The following is a 21,801-nucleotide window of genomic DNA, read 5'->3' on the forward strand; positions in this document are numbered from 1 at the left end:
AGACGACGTGTTCACCGTGATCCGCGCCGGCGACGGCGCGGGGCTCGGTCGGCGCAGTGGCGATGGCGGATGGGGCGGTCAGGCCTCCGGGTCGGTGCCGCGGGCGGCGCCGGCCGACGCGGCCACCACGCACAGCACCGCGATCCACTGCACCCAGTGCAGCGACTCGTGGAGCACGACGAAGCCGATGAGGGCCGCCATCGCCGGTTCGAGGCTCATCAGGATGCCGAACACGCGCGGTGGGATCCTGCGCAGGGCCTCCAGGTCGAGCGAGTACGGGATCACCGACGACAGCAGCGCCACGCCGAGCCCCGCGACCAGGACCCACGGCTGGATCAGCGCCGTTCCGCTGTCGGCCACGCCGAACGGCACGGCCACCAGGGCCGCGACGGCCATACCCAGGGCCAGGCCGTTGCCCTCCGTGGTGTGGCGGCCCAGCGCCGCGCCGACCAGGATGTACAGCCCCCAGCACGTCCCGGCGGCGAGGGCGAACAGGAAGCCGGCGGGGTCGAGTTCGCCGCGTCCCTCCATCAGCAGGACCACACCGCCGGCCGCGAGCAGGGCCCAGAACGCGTCGAGCCATCGCCTCGATCCGGCCAGGGCCACCGCCAGCGGGCCGAGGAACTCGACGGTCACCGCGATCCCCAGCGGGATCCGGGCCAGCGCCAGGTAGAAGCACAGGTTCATCAGGCCGAGCGTCACGCCGTAGCCGAGAACCACCATCCACGTGCGACGGCCCATGCGCAGCGACGGCCGCCACAAAAGCATCAGCACCGCCGCCGCGAAGAACAGCCGCAACGCGACCGTCCCGAAACTGCCCACCGCGCTGAACAGGTGCTTGGCCAACGCCGAGCCCACCTGGACGCTGACGATGCCGAGCAGGACCAGTGCCGTGGGCGGGATCGCGCCGTAGGCGCGTCCGGCCAGCGCGGTCAGCGAGGCCCGGGGGGACGGGCCGCGTTCCGTCCTGCCGGCGGTCATCAGGGTGAAGGGTGGATTGTCGACGACCGGTCGCCGCGCGGCACGTGGTTCTCCCGTGCTGCCGGGTCGCGGAGGCCGACCGCGTCGTGCCGCCAGAACGCCTCGGCGTAGACCAGGGTGCCCGTCATCCAGGGTTCGTACGCGGGGAGCGCCATCGCCTGGAAGGCCCCGTCCGGGATGCGCAGGGACGGCTTGCGGAAGCCGTGGTCGCCGCCGGGCAGGAACCCGAGGCGCCCGTAGTAGGCGGGGTCGCCCTCGACGAAGACGACGGGGACCGCCCGCTCGGCGAGCGTCCGCAATCCGTGCCGGACCAAGGCCGTGCCGATCCCGGTCCCTTGGTGCTCGGGCAGGACGGCCAGCGGGCTGAGGACCTGCACCTCGACCAGGCGCCGGGGGGCGTCGAGGAGGCTGCGGGTGAACATCACGTGCCCGACGACCCGGCCGTCGTGTTCGGCGACCAGCGAGAGACCGTCCGCGGGCGTGACGCCCCCGCGCAGGGTGTCGACCAGATCGGCCACGACCGGGCCGTGGTCGTGGCCGAAGGCCCGCAGGTGGACCTGACGTACGGACTCGGCGTCGTCCGGAAGCTCTTGGCGAAGACCCATGCCCGGAGGGTAGGTTCCCGTCCCGGCCGGCGCACGCGGTTTTGAGCGGGGAGGGGTCGTCGTGGGGTGGAGTCCGCTGATCTTCACGTTCGTCGACGGTGCGGAGGTGCCCGTGCCCGTCGACGGCGCGTTGGTGCGGGCCGTCCTGGAGCCGCACGCTGTCGGGGATCCGCGTGTACTTCCTGGTGCGGGCCGCGGACGGCGGTGAGGCCGAGGTCTACGTCGGCGAGCGCGACATCATGGTCTCGGGCCCGCACGCCGGCGGGGTGTTCGGGATCGTCGCGGAACTCGTCTCCCGGCTCGGCGCGGTCGTCCTCGACCCGGGCGACGGCGTCGTCGTGTGCCGGGCCGAGGAGTACGCGCACCTTCCGGCGGGAATGCGGGACGCCGCCGTCGTCGTCGAGATGACGGGTGAGGCCCTGGAGGCCGCGCTCATCGGGCCGCGCCGGCCCTGACGACCAGGCCCGACCGGGTCGTGCCGTCAGTTCCCCTGCCTGCGCGCCCGCTTCACCTCCCGGTGCACCGCCCAGGCGTCGGCGACCGGACCGAGGTGGCCGAGCTTGTCGGGGTTGAGCACCGTACGGATGGCCTGGATCCGCCCGTCGAGCACGTCGAGGGCCAGGGTGTGCAGGACCTTGCCGTCGCGGTCGCGGAAGACCGCTCCGGGCTGGCCGTTGACCTCGCGGGGCTCGAACGTCACGTCGATCCGGATCAGCCAGGGGAAGACCGTGCCCAGCACCCGGGCCACGTTCTCCGCGCCGACGACGGCCCGCGCCAGCTGCGGGGCCCTGCCGCCACCGTCGCCGACGAGCTGCACGTCGGCGGCGAGCAGGTCCCGCAGCGCGTCGACGTCGCCGTCCTTCAACGCGTCGAAGAAGCGCCGCGCCAGCTCCTGCCGTGCCCGGCGGTCCGCCGCGAACCGCGGCCGCCCCGCCTCCATGTGCCGTCGCGCCCGCACCGCAAGCTGACGGCACGCCGCCTCCGAGCGCCCGACCGCCTGGGCGACCTCGTCGAAGCCGAAACCGAACACCTCCCGCAGCACGAACACCGACCGCTCGAGCGGGCTGAGCCGCTCCAGCAGCAGGAGCGCGGCCATCGACACCGAGTCGGCGAGCTCCGCCGACCGCGCCGGATCCTGGTACGGATCGCTCAGCAGCGGCTCGGGGAACCACGGCCCGACGTACGCCTCCCGCCGCACCCGCGCGGAGCGCAGCACGTCGATCGAGATCCGGGTCACCGTGGCCGACAGGAACGCCTTGGCCGACACGGGCCGGGTCGGCGAGCCGTCGAAGCGCAGCCACGCCTCCTGCACCGCGTCCTCGGCCTCGCCCACGCTGCCCAGGATCCGGTAGGCGATCGAGAACAGCAGCGGCCGCAGCTCCTCGAACTCCTCCACCTTGCCCATGCCGGATCCCCTTCCCCTGGTCGTGTTCAGTGGAACCGCCCGGGCTCGTAGTCGCCGGCCGGCTGCCGGGCGATGACGTTCAGCCGGTTCACGGCGTTCATGAACGAGACCAGGATCACCAGGGCGGTGAGCTGCTCCTTGTCGTAGTGCCGGGCGGCGCGCGCCCACACCTCGTCGCCGACTCCGCCGCCGCCGTCCGCGACCCGCGTGCCCTCCTCCGCCAGCTCCAGCGCGGCACGTTCGGCCTCGGTGAAGACCGCGGCCTCCCGCCATGCCGCGACCAGGTGGAGCCGCACCGGGGTCTCGCCCGCGGCGGCGGCCTCCTTGGTGTGCATGTCGACGCAGGCGCCGCAGCCGTTGATCTGGCTCACCCGCAGCGCCACCAGTTCCTGCGTCGCGGCCGGCAGCGACGACTCCTTGAACGACCTGCCCACCGCCATGAAGTGCTTGAAGGCCTTGCCCGCGGTCGGGTCGGCCAGGTAGTCCAGTCGCGCGTCCATGGTGTGCTCCTCCGGTGTCCGCCGTCCGTGTCGTCCACGGCTCCACCCCTTGGGACGAGGCAGCCCGGAGGCCAGTGACACGGTCCGGTGTGAGCCGCGTCTCAGGATTGAGTAGGCGTACTCATGCGCCCGTGTGCCGCGCCCCGCGACCCTGGTGGACATGACAGACCTCACCGTCCCCGTCCGGCGCGTCGGGCTGCCCGTGCTGGCCGCCGGTTTCGCGCTCACCGCCCTCGTGGTGTCCGGAATCCATCCCCGTGAGCGCGGCACATGGGTGCTGGAGACCTTCTGGATCGTGATCGGGCTGCCGCTCGCGGTCGCCCTGCGGCGCCGGTTCCCGCTGACCGGGCTGCTGTGCGCGCTGCTGGCCCTGCACGCCCTCGTCCTGTCGGTGGGCGGTCACTACACCTACGCGCAGGTCCCGTTCGGGGAGTGGCTGCGCGACACCCTGGACCTGTCGCGCAACCCGTACGACCGGATCGGCCACCTCATGCAGGGCTTCGTCCCCGCCGTGCTCGTCCGCGAGATCCTCGTCCGCACCTCCCCGCTGCGCGGCAGCCGCTGGCTGGCGCCACTCACCGTCTGCGCCTGCATGGCGTTCAGCGCGTTCTTCGAACTGCTGGAGTGGTGGGCCGCGTTGATCGGCGGGGACGCCGCGGACGCGTTCCTCGCCACGCAGGGGGACGTCTGGGACACCCAGTGGGACATGTTCTGCGCCCTGGTCGGTGCCGTGCTGTCGCTGCTGCTGCTCAGCAGGCTCCACGACCGGCAGCTGGACGTCCTCGCGCCGGGCGGCCCCGGGCGGCTCAGGTGAGGGTGACCGGCAGCCGGACGTGCCCGTTGGAGATGAACGACGTCACCGGCTCCAGGGCGCCGGGTTCCTCGGCCAGCGCCATCGCGGGGTGGCGCGCGAAGAGCGCGGGCAGGGCGACGGCGGCCTCCAGGCGGGCCAGTGGGGCGCCGAGGCAGTAGTGGACACCGTGCCCGAAGGCGAGGTGGTCCTTGTCGGAACGGGTGACGTCGAACTCGTCTGCGGTCGGTCCGTGCCGGCCGGGGTCACGGCCGGCGGCGGCGTACGAGGCGAGGATCGCGTCGCCCTTGGCGATGGTCGTCCCCGCCAGGTGGATGTCCTCCACCGCGTAGCGCAGGGGCAGGTGCGCGACGGGTGCGTCCCGGCGCAGGCTCTCCTCGATCACGTCGCCCCAGGTGGCCCGCCCGGCACGGACGGCGTCGAGCTGGGCCGGGGAGGTCAGGAGGGCGAAGCAGGCGTTGTCGAGGAGGTTCACCGTCGTCTCGTGCCCGGCGGCGATGATCAGCAGCAGCGTGTCGGTCACCTCGGCGCCGGTGAGGTGCTCGTCGTCCTCCTCCGCGGCGATCAGGGCGCTGGTCAGGTCGTCGCCGGGCTTCCTGCGGCGCAGGGCGACGAGTTCGTCCAGCAGCGCGTAGGTCTTCCGGTGGTTGGCGGCTGCCTCGGCCGGGCCGAGGGAGGTGGTGAAGAGGTTGTCGATGCACACCCGCAGTCCGGTGGCCGTCTCGCCCTCGGGCACGCCCATCAGTTCGGTGATGACCCGTACGGGGATCGGGTACGCGAAGTGCCTGCGCAGGTCGGCCACCCCGTCGCGCGCCGCGGCGGGCAGCCCGTCCAGCGTGGCGTCGACGATCCGCTGGATCCGCGGGCGCATCGCCGCGGTCCGGCGCGGGGTGAACGCCGGTGCCACCAGCCGCCGCAGCCGGCGGTGGTCGTCGCCGTAGGCGGTGAACATGTTGCGCACCGCCACCCACGCGTACAGCGGCCACTGGGGGGTGACCCCGCCCGACGCGAAACGCGGCCAGTGCCGTTGGGGGTCCTTGGACACCCGCGGGTCGGTGAGCAGGTGCTCCAGCGCGGCGTGGCTGTTCACCGACCAGGCCTCGACGCCGCCGGGCAGCAGCACTTTCGTCACCGCGCCGCGGGCACGCAGCGCGGCGCTCTCGGTGTGCAGGGCCCGGCCGCCCGGGTCGAGGACGAAGGGGGAGTGGCGTCGATCGGTCATCGTCACACCAGCGGCTGGCCGCCGTCGACCGCGAGGGAGACCCCGGTCATGAAGGTGTTGGTCATCGCGAACACCACGGCCTGGGCGACGTCCTGCGGCGTGCCGATCCGGCGGGCGGGGTTGCTGCCGGACAGGCGGGCGAAGAGCTGCGACTTCCCCTCGTCGCCCAGTCCGTCCCATGCGCCGGTGTCGATGGTGCCGGGGGACACGGCGTTGACGCGGATCGGGGCGAGCTCGACGGCGAGCGACCGGGTGACGGTGTTGACCGAGCCGTTGGTGGCGGCGACCCCCAGGAAGCCCGGGTCGGGTTCGAGGGCGGCGACGCCCGAGAACAGGACGAAGGATCCGTCCTCGGGCATGCGCGGGGCGAAGTGCTTGGCCAGCATGATCGGCCCGACCACCTTGGTGTGGAAGGACAGGAGGATCGCCTCGGGGGTCAGTTCGCTCACCTTCCCCCGGGCCCGGGCGGACGCCGTGGAGACCACGTGGTCGACGCCGCCGAGGTCCTCGGCGAGTGCGGCGATCGTGCCCTCGTCGGTGAGGTCGACCCGCCGTACGGTGACGTCCGTGCCCTTGTAGGCGTCCTCGAGGTCGCCCGGTGTCCGCCCGGCGGCGACGACGCGCGCGCCCTCGGCGAGCGCCGCGTCGGCGACCGCCCGGGCGATGCCGCTGCCGCGGCCCACCACCAGGACGGTCCGGTCCTGCAGGGAAGCCGTCATGGGACTCTCTCCTTGATCTCGTCGTGTGTGGGGGTGCGCCGGCGCTGCGGCTAGCGGCCGCGGACCTCGTCGGCGTCCAGGCCGCGGTCCACGCCGTGGGGGATCACCTGCTGGCCCGGCTCCGGCTCCAGCCGCTTGCCGTCGAGGGTGACCTCGACCTTGTCCGGCTCGAAGGAGACCAGGTCGTCGATGCGGCCGACCTCGGGGTAGGCGTCGCGGTACGACCACGCCGCCTTCCGGGCACCGCCGATGTCGTAGTAGGCGGCGATCCCCTTGTACGGGCAGAAGGTCCGGTCCTCGGCGGGCGTCAACGCGCTCTCGTCGACGTCCGCGCGCGGCACGTACCACCGGGGCGCGAAACCCGATTCGTACAGCACCACGGGATGCTCGGACCGGGCCACGACACGGCCTTCGGAGCGGACCTCCAGCGTGCGCGAGGTGGTGCGGATGTCGATGCGGTGGTACACGTCCGCGGCGTGGCCGAGGATGCGGTCGTCCTCCTCGTAGAAGGCGTCCATCGCCCGCCAGGCGAAGGCGATCCGGCCCTTGAGGTCGCCCGCGTGCTCCGGGAGCGCGACCAGTTCCCAGGCGGCGCGCTCGGCCGTCCGGCCGCCGGCGCGTACCGCGAACCAGGCGGTGTCCCCCAGGTCCTTGTGCCGCGTGACGTGGTCCCCGGCGACCAGCGCCTCGGGCAGGACGTCGGAGCGCGGGAAGTACGCGACCGGATAGCGGCCCGGCTCGTGGAGCAGCACCACGTCCTCGCTGTCGGCGATCCACTCGTCCGCGAACCGGACCCGCATGCGGCGTCGCAGGCGCTCGGCGAAGAGCATGCGCTCGGGGAGCGGATCGGGCACCAGGAAGTGTCCGATCCGGGTGGTGGAGAGCGGTCCCTGCTGCCAGGACAGTCCCATGGCTCTTCCTTCCTCGTCGGCCGTTGTAATGGATACTTCGACGCTAGAACCGTTAGTGACGCGGAACAAGCGATCAAGGATTCGTCTTTTGGAGGCGATCACGTCGTACTTCGACGGTCCGGGATTCGCTGGATTCCCGGGGCCCTAATGCATATCTTTCATCTGTGGGCGTTCGTGTGGGGATCGAGGAACTGCAGGCCGCGGGTTTCCCCATGGGCGGGGAGCCCCTGGTCGTACTGGACCTCGCCGACACGGTGAAGATCGCCCGGGAGCCGGCCGCCGACCTGATCGGGACCCCTGCCGCGGCCGCCGCCTGGTGGGAGATCCAGGCGAGGAGGCTCCCGCCGGGCCCCGCCCCCGATCCGGTGGCGACCCGCAGGCTCCGCGCGGCCGTCCGGGAGGCGTTCGACGCGCACCTGGAGGGCCGGCCGGTGGATCCCGCCGCGGTGGAGGACATCAACGCCGCGGCCTCCTCCGCGCCCGTCAGCCCCCGGCTCGTCGTCACCGGCGAAGGACTCCGGGAGACCGTCCGGCGGCACACCGAGTACGGCGGGAACGCCGCCCTCGCCGTGATCGCGGCCGAGGCCGTCGCGCTGCTGGGCAGCCCCGACCGGCTGCGGCTCCTGCGGCGCTGCGCCAACCCGGAGTGCTCGATGCTGTTCCTCGCGGGGAACAGGCGCCGCAAGTGGTGCGCGAGCAACATCTGCGGCAACCGGACCCGCGTCGCACGCCACTACGAACGCAACCGTTCCGGCCGCACCCCGGCCGGATGAACTGCCGGCCCGGGGCGGCGACCCGCCGCTCAGACCGGGACCCGGTCCAGGAAGCCCCGGATGTACTCCGTGATGGGCTCCAGATGGCTCTCCAGCGCGAAGTGCCCGGACTCCACCAGGTGCACCTCGGCGTCCGGCAGGTCGTGCCGGAAGGCGCGGGCACCGTCGGGCCCGAAGATCTCGTCGCGCTCGCCCCACACGGCCAGCAGCGGGACCTGGGAGTCCCTGAAGTACTGGTGGACCGCCGGGTACATGTCGACGTTGCGGGGGTAGTCGCGGAACAGGCACAGCTGGATCTCTGCGTTGCCCGGCCGGTCCAGGAGCGCCTGGTCGTGGACCCAGTTGTCGGGACTGACCAGGCTGGGGTCGGCCACCCCGTTCAGGTACTGCCAGCGGGTGGCCTCCAGGGTCAGCACGCCGCGCACCGGCGCCTCCGTCTCGGGGTTCGGGTCCTTGGCGTAGGCGAACAGCCCGTCCCAGAAGGGCATGACGAACCCCTCCGTGTACGCGTTGCCGCTCTGGCTGACGACAGCGGTGATCCGCCGCGGGTCCGCCAGCGCCAGACGCCATCCGATGGGGGCGCCGTAGTCCTGGACGTACACGGCGAAGCGGTCCACGCCGAGCTGTTCGAGCAGCCCGGCGGTCACCTCGGTGAGGGCGTCGAAGGTGTACGGGAAGTCCGTCGCCGCCGGCATGGCCGACTGGCCGAAGCCGATGTGGTCGGGGGCGATCACGTGGTGGCGGTCGGCGAGGGCGGGGACCAGGTTCCGGAACATGTGCGAGCTCGTCGGGAACCCGTGGAGCAGCACCAGGACGGGTGCCCCGGGGTCACCGGCCTCCCGGTGGAAGACCTCCAGGCCGTTGACCTCGGTGGTGCGGTAGTGGACGGTGCGGGTCATCTCTGACCTCCTCGGCGCTGTGATCGGTTGCTGTTGTGGGGGCGGCCACCGACGACGGCGGGGGCGGGCGGGGCTATGCGGTCGGGAGCGCGGCGGCCGTGTCCACGTTCGGGAGCCCCCGGCTGCGCAGGTCGGCGATGAACCGCCGGACCAGGGCGTCCGAGGGCGTCATCGTGAGGGCCACGATGTCGCGGTGGACGCGGGGCTCCAGCCGCCGGACCACCGCCGCGGGACGGCCGGCCAGGGCCGACACCGGCACCAGGCTCACCCCCATGCCCGCTCCCGCGAGCTGGGCGGCGGTGCGCGGACTGCGCGTGCGCAGCACGGGACTCAGGGTCACCTGGTGCGAGGTGACGAACCGGTCCACCCAGACCGCCATCCCGTTGTCCGGGTCGTAGTGGACGAAGGGCTCGTCGGCGAGCTCCTTGACCGCGACCGACGCCCGCGCGGCGAAGGGGTGGCCGGGGAAGGTGACCACCACCATCTCCTCCCGCCCCAGCACCTCCGCGTGGGCCGTGGTCGCGGTGGGTTCCGGTCCCACCACCAGGTCGGTGGCGCCGTTCATCAGGTGCTCCACCATGCGGTCGGCGCTGCTGAACTCCGCCAGCTCCAGCCGGACCTCGGGCCGGCGCGAGCGCCAGCGGCGCAGTACCGGTACGAGGAGCCACGCGGTCATGGTCTCCGCGCAGGCGATCCGCAGCCGCCCGCCGCTGCCCGCGCCGACCTGCCGTCCGATCCGGACGGCCCGGGTCGCGGCCGCCAGGGCGATCCGGGCCTCCTCGGCCGCGGCACGGCCGGCCGCCGTCACCCGCACGCCGCGGGCCAGCCGCTCGACCACGGATGTGCCCAGTTCCCGCTCCAGCGCCGCGATCTGGTGGGAGAGCGCCGGCTGGGACATGTGCAGGGAGGCCGCGGCCCGTGTGACCGAACCCTCGTCGACCAGGGCCACCAGGCACTCCAGCGCCCGCAGTGTCGCCATGTCTAAAATCTATCCGAACTGTTCGAAACGTCCATAAGCCGAAAATCGCCCGGCTCTCTCCGCGGTGGTACGCCCTGGCTTCACGCCGTCCGGTGGAAACCGCGCTCCTGCACCACCCAGGTGTTGCCGTCCGGGTCGGCGAAGCCGACGAAACTGGCGTAGTCACGGCGCTCGGGGTCCGGCCCGGGCCGGAAACCGCCCTTCCACCCGTCGAGGGGCCACTTGTGCCGGACCTCGCCGACCGCCACGCCCCGCTCGGCGAGATCCCGGCGGGCCCGCTCGACGTCATCGACCACCAGGTGGAGGTTGCGCAAAGACCCCGGGACGGCATCGGTGAGACCGACCCCGATCTGCACCGAGCACGCCGATCCCGGCGGCGTCAGCTGCACGACGCGGAAGCCGTCGCCGGGCGCGTAGTCGACGTCGAGGGCGAAGCCGGCGCGCTCCGTGTAGAACACCGACGACCGGTCGACGTCGCTCACCGGCACGATGACAACCTCGAAGCTGTAATCCATCGGTCCATCTTTGATCAACGCCGCGGCGAATCGCCACCGATGGGGCATGCGCACCTCGAATGACCAGCGAAGAAAGCGAGAATCCCGCGCCAGCGCCCCCACCACCGACATGCTGCGCGGCCTCCGCCGCCTCCGTACCCCGGCGCCTACGATCACACCATGGCAAACCCACCGGATCGTGATGTTCCGTCAGGCCCGGCCGCCGACGACGGCATGCGCCTGGCGGACACCAGCCGGGTCGAGGGCTTCAGTGACGCCGTCTTCGCCATCGTGATCACGCTGCTCGTCCTCGACCTCTACGATCCGGACCACGGGCCCGGCGAACTCGTGCCGGGGCTCGCCGGCAAGTGGCCGGCGTACGTGGCGTTCCTCGTCTCGTTCGTCTACGTCGGCGTCATCTGGCTCAACCACCACGGGCTCTTCCGCCTGATCCGCCGCATGGACGTCGGCCTGCTGTGGATCAACCTCGCCATCCTGTTCAGCGCCGTCATCGTGCCGTTCCCCACCGCGGTCCTCGGTGACGCGTTCGGCGATGCGGGGGACCGTCACGACCAGCGCGTCGCGGTCGTCCTGTACGCGCTGGTCGCGGCCGTCATGTCGGCGCCGTGGTGGGGGGTGTTCGGCTATCTGTGCGACCACCCGGAACTGCTCGAGCGCGGTGTGTCGCGCGGCTACCTCCGCTCGCAGCGGACCCGGCCGCTGACCGGCCTCGTCCTGTACGTGGTCTGCGGCATCGGCGGCTGGTTCATCGCCCCCGTGGTGGGGCTGGTGTGCATCGCCGCGGTGATCATCTACCACGCCCTCACCAGCGAGGGCCTCCACGAAGGCCCCCTCGGCCGGCTCTTCGGGGCCGCCCGGCGGCGATGAGCCGCGCCGCACCCGTCACGCGGGTCCGCTGCCCGGCTGGAAGGGCCCCAGGCGGGGGACGGACGCCTTGCCGGTGTTGGAGACCTTGCCGCCGGTCCACGGCACCTTCAGGGAGACGGTCTCGTCCGGCGGGGTGACCAGCACCGCCGCCGGGGTCACCGTGGTCACGCCCGTGACGGCCGGATTGGAGAAGGACATCGCCGACCAGGCACTGGCCCCCGGTGCCAGCGAGACCCGCCGTGCCGGCTGACCCGTGGCGCGCTCCGGGTCCACGGTCACCTGTTCCCCGGCGGCGTTGACGAAGGCCACGCCCGGGAACCCGTAGACCGTGCAGGTGCGAGCGGAGCGGTTGGTGAGGACGACCGGGAAGTTCTCCTGGCCCGCGCCGGGGTCGTTGCGGCCGATCGACGCGCTGAGGTCCGAGGTGCGGCAGCGCCCGCCCGCCTGCGGCGGAGTGGAGGCGGTGGGGGACGGCGGGTGCGCCGCGGGGGCGGAGCCGGCGGTGTCCTCGGAGGGCGTGGTGGAGGTCGGCGGTCCGCTGCTCGCGGGATCCCCGCTCGCCGGACCGGCCGGGCCGGGGAGGGTCTGCGGGGCGCTCGCGGTGCCGTTCCCGCCGCCCCCACAGCCGGTCAGGGCCGCCGCCAGGACGAGCCCGCCCGCGAGCAGCGGGACGACTGCGCTGCGGCCGGTGCGCCGGCCGGTCGGCGTCGCGCTCCGGTCGAGCCGCTCGATGGGCCTTGCCTCGTGCTGGGCCACGTGCATGTCTCCGTCCTCCTCGGCAGGGCGCCGCCTGGTGCCTGTGCCGGGTCCGCATCCTGTACTCCTGGTGAGATGCACCGCGGGCGGCAGAAGTTCTCGGCGATCCGTGGCGTGGCTCACCCGGTGATCCGCAGACCGCCGAGGACATCGTCGGTCAGGTCGGGGCCGCCGTCCTGCCGGACCTGCACGTACACCTGGGGCTGCGCGGCACCCGCCCGGGTGAGGCTGATCTCGTCGATCGAGCCGCCCTCCGCGCCGCAGCCGGTCCAGTGGCGGACCCGCCCGCTCCATCCCGGCGAGCCTTCGGTCCCGTAGCCGCGGCTGCCCCGGTAGCGGCAGCCGCCGTGCCGGATGGCACCCACCCGCGCGGTGAGGTCGCCCCGCTCGCTCAGCCCGACGAACACGCCGTCGACGCCGGAGCCCAGGTCCTGCCAGCTCCTCACGTCCCCGGCGATCAGGAGGGCCGGCTCATGGGCGTCGGGAAGCCCCAGCACCCCGGGGCTCCAGCCGCCGCGGACGAGTTCACGGCCCCAGCCCGCGGGGACCTCCACCCGGATCCGGCCGGTGGCGTCGCTGACCGTCGTCGGCGGCGCCTTCTGAGGCGCCCCGGAACGCGAGGCGGCGAGACCCGCGCCGGCGGCCGTGAGCGCCGCGGCGCACAAGGCGATCACCAGGGACCGCCCACGCCGCCGCCGCGGCCGGCCTTCCTCGTGGCCGGCGGACCGGGCGGCCAGCACGTCCAGCTCGTCGGCGAAGCGCGACGCGCTGGGCCAGCGCTTGCGCCGGTCCGGCTCCAGGGCGCGCAGCACCGCCCGCTCCACGGCCGCCGGGACGTCCGGGCGCACTCGGCTGGGCCGTACGACCTTGCCCGCGGGGCCGGGCACCGAGCCCGTGACCAGGTGGTACAGCAGGGCACCCAGGCCGTACACATCGGCGCGCACGTCGATGCCCCCGTCCGGGCGGGCCTGTTCGGGCGCCATGTAACCGGCCGAACCGGCGGCCATCGTCAGACCGGAGGCCTGGGCGAGAGCCTTCGCCAGGCCGAGGTCGGCCACGAGCACCCGCTCCTGACCCTCCCGCGCCCCGGTGATCAGCACGTTCGAGGGTTTGATGTCGCGGTGCACGACGCCCGCCTCGTGCAGCGCCGCGACACCGCGGGCGGCCTCCGCTGTCAGCCGCAGCGCCTCGGCCAGGGCCGGCCGCCGTCCCTGGCCGAGGAGGTCGTCCAGGGTGCCCCCGTCGGCGTACTCCATCACGAAGTACGGCCGCTCGTCGGGCAGTTCCCCGATGTCGAAGACCTGCACGAGCCGGCTGGACGCGGCCTTGCGCAGCAGCCGGGCCTCGGAGAGGAAGCGCTCGCGCAGGTCCAGGCGATACGCCCAGTTCTCGGCCATCACCTTGACGGCGACGGGCGCGTCGAGCGAGTCGTCATGGGCCAGCCACACCATCGCGAACGCCCCGGAACCGACAGGTCGCACCAGCCGGTAGCGGCCGATCTGCTGAGGTGGGGGCATGTGCCTATCATGCACCGACCCCGAGAAGGACCGAGGAGGACCCCTGTGACGCCCGCCCAGGAGACGGAGGAGCTCGCCGCGCGGGCGGCGGCCGGGGACGCCGCGGCCCTGGAACTGCTCCTCGCGCGGATCCGGCCCGAGGTCCTGCGCCGCTGCGGGCGCTTCCTGCCCCACCGCGAGGACGCCGAGGAGGCCGCCCAGGACGTGCTGTTCCAAGTCGCGCGCAGCATCGGCTCCTTCGAGGGGCGCAGCCTCTTCCACACCTGGCTGTACACGGTCGTCGCCAACTGCTCGCGCCAGAAGTACCGCGAACTCAAACGGCGACGCGCCGAGCAGCCCCTGTCCGCGGCCGAGGCCGACACGCCCGATCCGCGCAGGACCAGCGTGGTCGCCGGGACCCGGCTCGACCTGCTGGAGGCCCTCGAGCGGCTGGAGGCGACCGGCCCCGAACTGGTCGCACCGCTGGTGTACCGCGACATCTGCCAGATGGAGTACCGCGAGATCCAGGAGCGCCTCGGCATCCCGCTCGGGACGGTGAAGTCGCGGCTGCACAAGGCGCGCAGACAGGTCCGGCAGTGGCTGGTGGACACGGCCTGAGACGTCCGGGACCGCGGTTCGCGGGAAATTCCCCGGCCGGACCCGGAACTTCCGCCGGACTTCGCGCAACTCACCCATCCGGGGGCGGTGTGTGCCGCCGCCCGAGGATGCCGACAGGAGTTGCGATTTGTCCATGTTCCCGAGCCGTCCGCCCCGCCGGCGCAGACGGCTGTCCCTCGGCGCCGGGCTGCTGAGCGCCGCCGTCCTCGCTGCGCTCGGCGTCCCCGCCCAGGCCCTGGCCGTAGAGGGCGCGCGGACCACGGCGCCGCCCACGTCCGCGCAGACGCCGGGGGGCCACGTCGAGCCGCTCTGCGGTACGCCCAAGCCGCACGAGTTCACCTGCTTCGGACTGCGCCGCACCGACGTTCCCGCGCGCAAGGGCGCGCCGGCGGTCGGGCAGGACCCGGAGGGCTTCGGGCCCGCCGACCTGCGCAGCGCCTACGGCCTGCCCGCCGACGGCGGGGCGGGCCGGACCATCGCCGTCGTCGACGCCTTCGACAACCCGAACGCCGAGGCCGACCTCGCCCTCTACCGGGCGCAGTACGGGCTGCCCGCCTGCACCACCGCCGACGGCTGCTTCACCAAGGTCGACCAGCGCGGCGGCACCCAGTACCCGGACCCCGACCCCGGCTGGGCCGGGGAGATCTCCCTCGACCTGGACATGGTCTCCGCCGTCGCCCCGAACGCCCGGATCCTGCTCGTCGAGGCCGACTCCGCCGGTATCGACGACCTCGGTGCCGCCGTCGACCAGGCCGTGGCGCTCGGCGCGGGATACGTCTCCAACTCCTACGGCTCCAACTACGCGTTCTTCCCCGAGGACCCGGGTGAGTCCGCGGCCGACGTCCACTACGACCACCCCGGTGTCGCCGTCGTCGCCTCGTCAGGGGACTCCCGCTACGGCGTCGCCTACCCGGCCGCGTCCCCCCACGTGACCGCGGTCGGCGGCACCACCCTCACCCGGGACGCCGGCACCGCCCGCGGCTGGGCGGAGTCGGTGTGGAGCCACGACGGGGCCGGAACCGGCTCCGGTTGCTCCCGCTACGAGCCCAAGCCCGCCTTCCAAAAGGACACCGGCTGCCCGGGGCGCACGGTCGCCGACGTGTCCGCCGTGGCCGACCCGGCCACCGGTGTCGCCGTCTACGACAGCTACAGCGGCGGCTGGGGCGTGGCGGGCGGCACCAGCGCCTCCGCGCCGATCATCGCCGGCGTCTACGCCACCGCCGACGCCCCGGTCGCCGGAACCTACCCCAACACCTACCCGTACGCCTCCGGCGGCGCCGGACTGCACGACGTCACCTCCGGCGCCAACGGCCGGTGCTCCCCGGCGTACCTGTGCACCGCGGGCCCCGGCTACGACGGGCCCACCGGCCTGGGCACCCCCGACGGCGCGGGGGCCTTCCGGATGGGGCCGCACGGCACCGTGACGGGCACGGTCACCGACCGGCGCAGCGGCGCGCCCGTGCCCGCGGCGGTGGTGACCGCGGGCATCTTCCGCGCCACCACCGACGCCCGCGGCCGCTACCGCCTGCCGCTGCCCGCCGGCCGGCACGACGTCCGGGTCGAGGCGTACGGCTACGCGCCCGGGCAGGCCGCGGACGTCGACGTCACCGACGGCGCGGCGCTGCCCCGGGACGTCGTCCTGCGCAAACTGCCGACCCACCGGGTCTCGGGCACCGTCACCGACGGCTCCGGGCACGGCTGGCCGCTCCACGCGAAGATCACCGTGGACGGCGTCCCGGGCGCCCCGGTCTGGTCCGACGCCTCCACCGGCGCGTACCGCCTCGACCTCCCCGAGAACCACACCTACACCCTCCGGGTCGTCAGCGACGACTCCCACTACCGGTCCCTGGTACGGCAGGTGACGGTGGGATCCGCCGACCGCGGCCTGCGCCTGGCGCTGCCCGCGGACACCTGGGCGACCGGCAACCCCGCCTACCGCCTGACGGTGCGCACCCTCGACACGCAGCCCTTCGACTCCACTGCCGGGGCACCCGAGGGCTGGAGCGTCGCCGACGCCCCCGGCACCGCCCACGGCTGGGCGTTCGACGATCCGGGCGGCCGCGGCAACACTACGGGCGGCTCGGGCGCCTTCGCCGTCGCGGACAACGACCACGCCGGCTGGGACACCGCACTGGACACCCAACTGATCAGCCCCGCCTACGACTTCAGCGACACGGGCGATCCCGCGCTGGCCTTCGCCACCGACTACCAGGGTTCCGCGGAACAGAGCGGCGACGTCGACGTCAGCGACGACGGCGGCAGGACCTGGACGACGGTGTGGCACCAGGACCAACTGTGGAGCAGCGGCCGCGTCGACGTCCCGCTGACCGCCTACGCCGGCGAGCGCGCGGTGCGGCTGCGCTTCCACTTCACCGGGCCCGGCATGCTCTGGGCCGTCGACGACGTGACGGTCAGCCGGCGGATCCTCACCCCCGTGCGCGGGGGAGTGGTCACCGGCACCGTCACCGACGCCAACACCGGACGGGGACTGGTCGGCGCGGTGGTGCGCGGCGGTGCCCACGGCCCCTCGGCGCCGACCACCGCCACCACCGGCGACCCGCGCACCGGTGACGGCCTCTACCGGCTGTTCGTCCCCGGTGGCGGCAGCCGCGCCGTCACCGCCGCCAAGCCGGCCTACCGGACGGCGTCCCGTACCGTGACCGTCCGGCCGGACCGGGCCGTCAAGGCCTCCTTCTCCCTCGCGGCGGGCCGGCTGTCGGTCGGCACCACCCGGATCGACACCACCACCGCACCCGGCGGCAAGGCCGCCCGGAAGGTGACCGTGCGCAACACCGGCACCGCCCCCGCCACGCTCCGCATCGGCGAACGCACCGGCACCGGCCCGGACTCCGTGCCCCCGGCCACCGCTTGGCGCACCCTGCCGGACCTCCCCGTCCCGGTGATGGACAACGCGGTGGAGACCTACCGCGGCAAGCTGTACTCCGCCCTCGGCTCCGACGGCTCCACCCCCACCGCCGACCTGTACGTCCACGACCCGTCGGCGGGCACCTGGACCCGTGGCGCCCCCGCGCCCGAACCCCGGCAGGCCACCGCCCACGGGATCATCGACGGCCGCCTCTACGCGGTCGGCGGCTGGGGCCCGCAGGAGACGGTCAGCAGCACCCTGCAGGTCTACGACACGGCGCGGAACACCTGGGCGAAGGGCCCGGCCGTTCCCCAGGGCCACTACGGCGCGGCGGGAGCCGTCCTCGACGGGCGGCTGTACGTCGTCGGCGGCTGCACCAACACCGAGTGCGCGAGCACCGTGTACGTCTTCGACCCGGCCTCCGGCAGGTGGGCCAGGGCCGCGGACTACCCGCAGTCGATCAGCTGGGCCTCGTGCGGCGCCATCAGCGGCAAGCTCTATTGCGCGGGCGGCACCCACGAGTACGTGGAGACGGCCGCGGCGTACGTCTACGACCCGGCCTCCGACGCCTGGCAGCCCCTCGCGGACATGCCCGTGGGCCTGGCCACGGCCGCCTACGCCGCTGCCGACGGGCGGCTGCTGGTGTCGGGCGGCTTCAAGCGGGTCGGCGTCAACAGGGTCCTGACCCCGGAGGGCTACGCCTACGACCCGGGCAGTGACACCTGGTCCGCGCTGCCCCGCACGACGACCGCCGTGTACCGCGGCGGCGGCGCCCCCGGTATGTACCGGGTGGGCGGCAGCGATCAGAGCCGCTTCCCCGTGCCGGTGGCCACCGTGGAGGAACTGCCGGGCTGGGACGGGACCGAGACGGACGTGGGCTGGCTGTCGGAGAGCCCGGCACGGCTGACCCTGCGGCCCGGTGAGCGGGCGACGTTCACCGTCACGGCGGACGCCCGGGGTATCCGCGGGCCGGCGGACCGGACGGCGTCCCTGGTGCTGCGCAGCGACACACCGTACTGGCTGCCGCCGGTCCTGGTGTCCCTGCACGTCACGAAGGGGCGCACCCCGTAGGCCCCATCGCCGCGCCCCCGGGCGGACCGTGGTCCGGCCGGGGGCGCGGCGTCTGCTGTTACACCCACCTGCAGGTGAGCCACTTCTCGTGGTCGTAGTGGTCCTGCGACGGGTACCGCTCCACGATGGGCACCACCTCGGTGGTCTCCTCGGGCCGGACGCGTTCGGGCAGGGCGCCGAAGCGGGCCTGGCGCGCCACCGCGCCGTTGTCCGTGGCCTTGACCACCTTCACGACCTTGACGACCTTCTGCGTGTTCGGCATGCCGGTCCTCTCTCTCACGGTGCCGTCCTCAGAAGACCTGGAGGAAGCACCCGCAGGCGATGGTGACGACGGCCACGGCCACCGTGGCCACTTTCATGACGCTGAGCACTTTCACGGGAACCCTCCGGTGGGGGATCGGCGGTGTCGGGCACCACCGCGGCTGCTGTCGACGGTCGCACAGCCCGCCGTCACCCGTCAAGGAGGTGACGATGGATGGACCTGTGACGTCCGCCGCGCCACGGCGCGGGCATCACGGCTGGTAGACCGACTGCAACTCCTGGTACGCCTGGAGCCCCTCCGGGCCCAGCTCCCGGCCGAGGCCGCTGGCCTTCACGCCCCCGTAGGGGGAGGCGAGGTCGGGTACATAACCGTTGATCCCCACCGTGCCGCTGCGGATGCGGCGGGCGACGCGCGTGCCGTGCTCGGGATCGGCGGTCCAGACCGTGCCCGCGAGGCCGTACGCGGAGTCGTTGGCGAGTCCGACGGCCTCGTCCTCTCCGTCGTACGGCGTGATCGACAGAACCGGCCCGAAGATCTCCTCCTGTGCGATGACCGAGGCGTTGTCGACGTCGGCGAAGACGGTCGGCTGGACGAACCAGCCCCGGTCGAGATCGGCCGGCCGGCCGCCGCCCGTCGTCAGCCGGGCGCCCTCGCGCAGGCCCCTGGCGATGTAGTCCTCCACGCGGTCGCGCTGCCTGGCGCTGACGAGCGGGCCGATCTGCGTGGTGCGGTCCAGGGCGTCGCCCACGACGGCACCGCCCGCCATCGCCGTGCAGAACTCGACCACCTCGCCGTAGCGGTCGGCGGGGGCCAGGATCCTCGTACTGGCGAAGCAGGTCTGGCCGTTGTTCAGCAGGCCGGCCATGAAGAACGGCTCGGTCAGCGAGCCCAGGTCGGCGTCGTCGAGGACGACCGCGGCGGACTTGCCGCCCAGTTCCAGCGTCACCGGGCGCATCAGCGACGCGCACGCGACCGCGACCTGCCGTCCCGCCGCGGTGGACCCCGTGAACGAGACCTTGTCGACCCGGGGGTGGGAGACCAGGTACGCGCCCACGGCGGGGCCGCCGGGCACGATGTTGACGACCCCGTCGGGGAGGCCCGCCTCCTCGATCGCGTCCGCCAGGACCATCGAGTCGAGCACGGTCTCCGGCGCCGGCTTGAGAACCAGGGTGCAGCCGGCGGCCAGCGCGGGCGCGATCTTGAAGAAGGCGATGGTCTGCGGGAAGTTCCAGGTCATGATCGCGGCGACCACCCCCACGGGTTCCCTGCGGACCAGGGTGCTGCCGCCGGGCAGCCCGGCGCGGCGTTCCTCGAGGGGCGCCCCGGTGGCGAGGCCCGCGTAGTAGCGCAGCAGGGCGGCCGGGACCGTCCCCTCGAAGGGCTCGGCCGTGGAGATCGGCATGCCGTTCTGCGCGCTGACCGTGCTCGCCGTCAGGTGGCTGCGGGCCTCGAGCGCGTCGGCGAGCCGCAGCATGACCGACGCGCGGCGCTCGGGCTCCCACCGCGGCCACCCGCCGGGGGTGTCGAAGGCGGCACGGGCCGCCCGCACGGCGTCATCGACGTCCGCGTCCACGGCCTCGGGCACCGAGCCCAGGTACGCGCCGGTGCTGGCGGACGCGGCGGTGATCGTCCGGCTACCGGCCGGTGTCGTCCACTGCCCCCCGATGAACAGGTGTTTCACATCCATGTTGGGTACTTCTTCCGGCTGCGGCCGGGCCGTCTTCACCCGGCTTCGGATGATTCGGCGCGGCGGGAAGCCGGCGTGCGTCCGTCCAGCCGGCCGTCGAGCGGCCGGTGGCGGCTTCCGCCGCGTGGGAAGCGTTCTTTTCGCAACTGATGGCCGAGAATACTCCTATCTGATGGCATCTGCCCTCAGATGTGGATCGAGGTGACGGCATGAGGAAGTACGGCGGCATGACCGCAGAGGAGCGCGTCGCGGCGCGGCGGCGCCGCATCATGGACGCGGCGATCGAGCTGTTCTCCGCCCAGGGCTACGGCGGGACCTCGATGCGCGCGGTGCTCCGCCACTGCCACCTGCCCGACCGCTACTTCACGGAGAGCTTCGCCTCCCTCGACGAACTGCTCGCCGCGATCCTCGAGGAGATCCAGCAGGACGAGGCGGCGAGGTGCCGGACGGCCCTCGCCGCGGGCGGTACGCGCCGCGACCGGGCCCGCGGCATGCTCGACGTCCTGGCCGGCGGCGTGGTCGACGACCCGCGCAAGGGCCGCATCAAACTGGTCGAGTCACTCGCCGGTGGACCGCTCGCCGCCGCCGAACGACGCCGCGGCCTGCGACGGCTCGCCTCGCTGGTGGAGTCCCTGCTCCGCGAGGACTGGGCATCCGCCGGCACCGACGTGACCGCGATGGCCATGGCGGTGGTCGGCGGGGTCAACCAGATCCTGCTCAACTGGGTGGACGGCGGCCTCGCGTTCTCCCGGGAGGACTTCGTCGACCAGGCGCTCCACTTCTTCGACGCCGTCGCCGCGTTCGGCGCCGGCCCGCCGCCCGAGGGCCGTTGACCTCGTGTTCTCACCTCGACGCGCGGCAGTCCCCGCGAGGAGACCTTCGACTACGGCGTCAGCACGATCCTGCCGAACACCTCGCCCGCGTCCATCTTCCGGTGCGCCAGCACGGCTTCGCCCAGTGGCAGCACCTCGTGCACCACCGTGGTGATCTCGCCGCGGCCGGCCGCGGCGAACTGCTCGCCGCGCACCGCACTCAGGTCGGCCCGGGTGACGGTGGCTGCGCTGAAAGTGGCGAAGGACAACGACTTCTGGAACGCCGCCATGAGCTTCGCGCCGAAGTCCGCGGGCGGCTGACCTGCGACAGCGCCGACGGCCACCATGCGGCCTTTCGGGTTGAGCCGGTCGAGGAACGACGGCATGTCCTCACCGGCCACGATGTCGAGGATGACGTCATAGCCCGCGGGAGCCTCCTTCCCTCCGTCGCCGGAGCGATCCAGCACGTGAGTCGCGCCGAGACGGCGCAGCCGCTCGCCGCGCTCCGCCGACGAGGTCGTGACCGCCACCGCGGAGGCACCACCGCGAGCCGCGAGCTGCACGGCCATGATCCCGATGCTGCCGGTCGCACCACGCACCAAGACGGTCTCCCCAGGGGCGAAATGGGCGTGGCGAAGCCCGAAGTGCGCCACCGCGCCGGCACTGCCGAGCGTCACCGCGTCGACGACGGACAGCTCACCGGGCAGGGGAAGGATCTGCGCGACCGGTACGACGGCCTGTTCGACGTAGCCTCCGCCGGTGCCGGTGAAGCCCCACACCCGCCGGCCGATCCACGAGGCGTCGACGCCGTCGCCGACCGCGGTCACGGTGCCCGCCACCTCGCTGCCCGGGATGAAGCCCTCCGTGAATCCGTAGGCGGCCAGAGCCCCGCTCCGGATCACGGCGTCGACACCACCGACGCCCACCGCCTCGGTGGCGATCAGCACCTGCCCGGCAGCGGGTGAGGGTACCGGCAGGTCGACCACAGCCAGACCCTCAGGACCTCCGAACGTCCCGATCGCGATTGCCTTCAATGTCGTCTCCCT

At 73.3% G+C, this 21,801-nt stretch carries 22 protein-coding genes; 7 read left to right on the plus strand and 15 right to left on the minus strand.

Going from position 1 to position 21,801, the window contains the following annotated elements; translation table 11 throughout:
- Nucleotides 1-78: 78 nt before the first annotated feature.
- Entirely contained in the window at nt 79-981 is a 903-nt protein-coding gene (locus ACFV3E_RS34570) for an EamA family transporter (protein WP_500538577.1), read from the minus strand.
- Complete coding sequence (locus ACFV3E_RS34575; RefSeq protein ID WP_500538578.1) at nt 981-1,586, minus strand: GNAT family N-acetyltransferase; 606 nt, start codon at nt 1,584-1,586, stop codon at nt 981-983. The genes ACFV3E_RS34570 and ACFV3E_RS34575 overlap by 1 nt, the downstream gene beginning before the upstream one ends.
- Before the next feature lie 173 nt (nt 1,587-1,759).
- Here ACFV3E_RS34575 and ACFV3E_RS34580 point away from each other — a divergent pair, with 173 nt between their 5' ends.
- Nucleotides 1,760-2,041 (plus strand): hypothetical protein, encoded by a 282-nt coding sequence (locus ACFV3E_RS34580; protein WP_500538580.1) that lies wholly within the window; start codon nt 1,760-1,762, stop codon nt 2,039-2,041.
- Between the two features lie 26 nt (nt 2,042-2,067).
- On the opposite strand, the gene ACFV3E_RS34585 is transcribed toward ACFV3E_RS34580, so the two are convergent.
- Both ACFV3E_RS34585 and ACFV3E_RS34590 read right to left on the minus strand, forming a co-directional pair.
- Nucleotides 2,068-2,991 carry an RNA polymerase sigma-70 factor gene (locus ACFV3E_RS34585; RefSeq protein WP_500538582.1) on the minus strand — a complete coding sequence of 308 codons (924 nt, stop codon included), beginning with the start codon at nt 2,989-2,991 and terminating at the stop codon, nt 2,068-2,070.
- A 26-nt stretch (nt 2,992-3,017) separates the two neighbouring features.
- On the minus strand, nt 3,018-3,491 hold the full coding sequence (locus ACFV3E_RS34590; protein WP_500538584.1) for a carboxymuconolactone decarboxylase family protein: 474 nt from the start codon (nt 3,489-3,491) through the stop codon (nt 3,018-3,020).
- 160 nt (nt 3,492-3,651) lie between these two features.
- On the opposite strand from ACFV3E_RS34590, the gene ACFV3E_RS34595 reads away from it, so the two are divergent.
- Nucleotides 3,652-4,305: a DUF2238 domain-containing protein gene (locus ACFV3E_RS34595; protein WP_500538586.1), complete on the plus strand. Its 654-nt coding sequence runs from the start codon at nt 3,652-3,654 to the stop codon at nt 4,303-4,305.
- Here the strand turns inward: ACFV3E_RS34595 and ACFV3E_RS34600 are convergent.
- The 3 genes from ACFV3E_RS34600 to ACFV3E_RS34610 are packed head-to-tail and all read right to left on the minus strand — an operon-like array spanning nt 4,298 to nt 7,154.
- Nucleotides 4,298-5,524, minus strand: a complete 1,227-nt coding sequence (locus tag ACFV3E_RS34600) for a cytochrome P450 family protein (protein ID WP_500538588.1) — start codon at nt 5,522-5,524, stop codon at nt 4,298-4,300. The two genes, ACFV3E_RS34595 and ACFV3E_RS34600, sit on opposite strands and share 8 nt — an antisense overlap.
- A 2-nt stretch (nt 5,525-5,526) precedes the next feature.
- Nucleotides 5,527-6,243 (minus strand): SDR family oxidoreductase, encoded by a 717-nt coding sequence (locus ACFV3E_RS34605; protein ID WP_500538590.1) that lies wholly within the window; start codon nt 6,241-6,243, stop codon nt 5,527-5,529.
- Nucleotides 6,244-6,293: 50 nt separating this feature from the next.
- On the minus strand, nt 6,294-7,154 hold the full coding sequence (locus ACFV3E_RS34610) for a DUF427 domain-containing protein (protein WP_500538592.1): 861 nt from the start codon (nt 7,152-7,154) through the stop codon (nt 6,294-6,296).
- 164 nt (nt 7,155-7,318) lie between these two features.
- Between ACFV3E_RS34610 and ACFV3E_RS34615 the strand changes: the two genes are divergently transcribed.
- Entirely contained in the window at nt 7,319-7,927 is a 609-nt protein-coding gene (locus ACFV3E_RS34615; protein ID WP_500538594.1) for a CGNR zinc finger domain-containing protein, read from the plus strand.
- A 29-nt stretch (nt 7,928-7,956) separates the two neighbouring features.
- Here ACFV3E_RS34615 and ACFV3E_RS34620 read toward each other — a convergent pair whose 3' ends face one another.
- The 3 genes from ACFV3E_RS34620 to ACFV3E_RS34630 form a co-directional block, all read right to left on the minus strand.
- Complete coding sequence (locus ACFV3E_RS34620) at nt 7,957-8,826, minus strand: alpha/beta fold hydrolase (protein ID WP_500538596.1); 870 nt, start codon at nt 8,824-8,826, stop codon at nt 7,957-7,959.
- Nucleotides 8,827-8,899: 73 nt separating this feature from the next.
- Nucleotides 8,900-9,805 carry a LysR family transcriptional regulator gene (locus ACFV3E_RS34625; RefSeq protein WP_500538598.1) on the minus strand — a complete coding sequence of 302 codons (906 nt, stop codon included), beginning with the start codon at nt 9,803-9,805 and terminating at the stop codon, nt 8,900-8,902.
- Nucleotides 9,806-9,885: 80 nt separating this feature from the next.
- Nucleotides 9,886-10,320, minus strand: a complete 435-nt coding sequence (locus ACFV3E_RS34630) for a VOC family protein (RefSeq protein ID WP_500538600.1) — start codon at nt 10,318-10,320, stop codon at nt 9,886-9,888.
- Between the two features lie 159 nt (nt 10,321-10,479).
- Between ACFV3E_RS34630 and ACFV3E_RS34635 the strand changes: the two genes are divergently transcribed.
- Entirely contained in the window at nt 10,480-11,187 is a 708-nt protein-coding gene (locus ACFV3E_RS34635; RefSeq protein ID WP_500538602.1) for a TMEM175 family protein, read from the plus strand.
- Nucleotides 11,188-11,202: 15 nt separating this feature from the next.
- Here ACFV3E_RS34635 and ACFV3E_RS34640 read toward each other — a convergent pair whose 3' ends face one another.
- The gene (locus ACFV3E_RS34640; RefSeq protein ID WP_500538604.1) at nt 11,203-11,949 is read right to left on the minus strand and encodes a DUF4232 domain-containing protein; all 747 of its coding nucleotides are present in this window, start codon (nt 11,947-11,949) and stop codon (nt 11,203-11,205) included.
- Between the two features lie 113 nt (nt 11,950-12,062).
- A complete protein-coding gene (locus ACFV3E_RS34645; protein WP_500538606.1) occupies nt 12,063-13,460 on the minus strand; it encodes a serine/threonine-protein kinase in 1,398 nt (465 codons plus the stop codon).
- A gap of 9 nt (nt 13,461-13,469) precedes the next feature.
- Here ACFV3E_RS34645 and ACFV3E_RS34650 point away from each other — a divergent pair, with 9 nt between their 5' ends.
- Both ACFV3E_RS34650 and ACFV3E_RS34655 read left to right on the plus strand, forming a co-directional pair.
- Entirely contained in the window at nt 13,470-14,057 is a 588-nt protein-coding gene (locus ACFV3E_RS34650) for an RNA polymerase sigma factor (RefSeq protein ID WP_500538608.1), read from the plus strand.
- 133 nt (nt 14,058-14,190) lie between these two features.
- Nucleotides 14,191-17,994: a carboxypeptidase regulatory-like domain-containing protein gene (locus tag ACFV3E_RS34655; RefSeq protein ID WP_500538610.1), complete on the plus strand. Its 3,804-nt coding sequence runs from the start codon at nt 14,191-14,193 to the stop codon at nt 17,992-17,994.
- Between the two features lie 58 nt (nt 17,995-18,052).
- On the opposite strand, the gene ACFV3E_RS34660 is transcribed toward ACFV3E_RS34655, so the two are convergent.
- Nucleotides 18,053-18,274 carry a hypothetical protein gene (locus ACFV3E_RS34660; RefSeq protein WP_500538612.1) on the minus strand — a complete coding sequence of 74 codons (222 nt, stop codon included), beginning with the start codon at nt 18,272-18,274 and terminating at the stop codon, nt 18,053-18,055.
- A gap of 232 nt (nt 18,275-18,506) precedes the next feature.
- On the minus strand, nt 18,507-19,943 hold the full coding sequence (locus ACFV3E_RS34665; RefSeq protein ID WP_500538614.1) for an aldehyde dehydrogenase: 1,437 nt from the start codon (nt 19,941-19,943) through the stop codon (nt 18,507-18,509).
- Nucleotides 19,944-20,152: 209 nt separating this feature from the next.
- Between ACFV3E_RS34665 and ACFV3E_RS34670 the strand changes: the two genes are divergently transcribed.
- On the plus strand, nt 20,153-20,776 hold the full coding sequence (locus tag ACFV3E_RS34670) for a TetR/AcrR family transcriptional regulator (protein ID WP_500538616.1): 624 nt from the start codon (nt 20,153-20,155) through the stop codon (nt 20,774-20,776).
- Between the two features lie 50 nt (nt 20,777-20,826).
- Here the strand turns inward: ACFV3E_RS34670 and ACFV3E_RS34675 are convergent, their stop codons facing one another.
- Nucleotides 20,827-21,789, minus strand: a complete 963-nt coding sequence (locus tag ACFV3E_RS34675) for a zinc-dependent alcohol dehydrogenase family protein (RefSeq protein ID WP_500538618.1) — start codon at nt 21,787-21,789, stop codon at nt 20,827-20,829.
- Nucleotides 21,790-21,801 lie beyond the last annotated feature (12 nt).

This window comes from Streptomyces sp. NPDC059718, assembly GCF_042733315.1.
Taxonomy (GTDB): domain Bacteria; phylum Actinomycetota; class Actinomycetes; order Streptomycetales; family Streptomycetaceae; genus Actinacidiphila.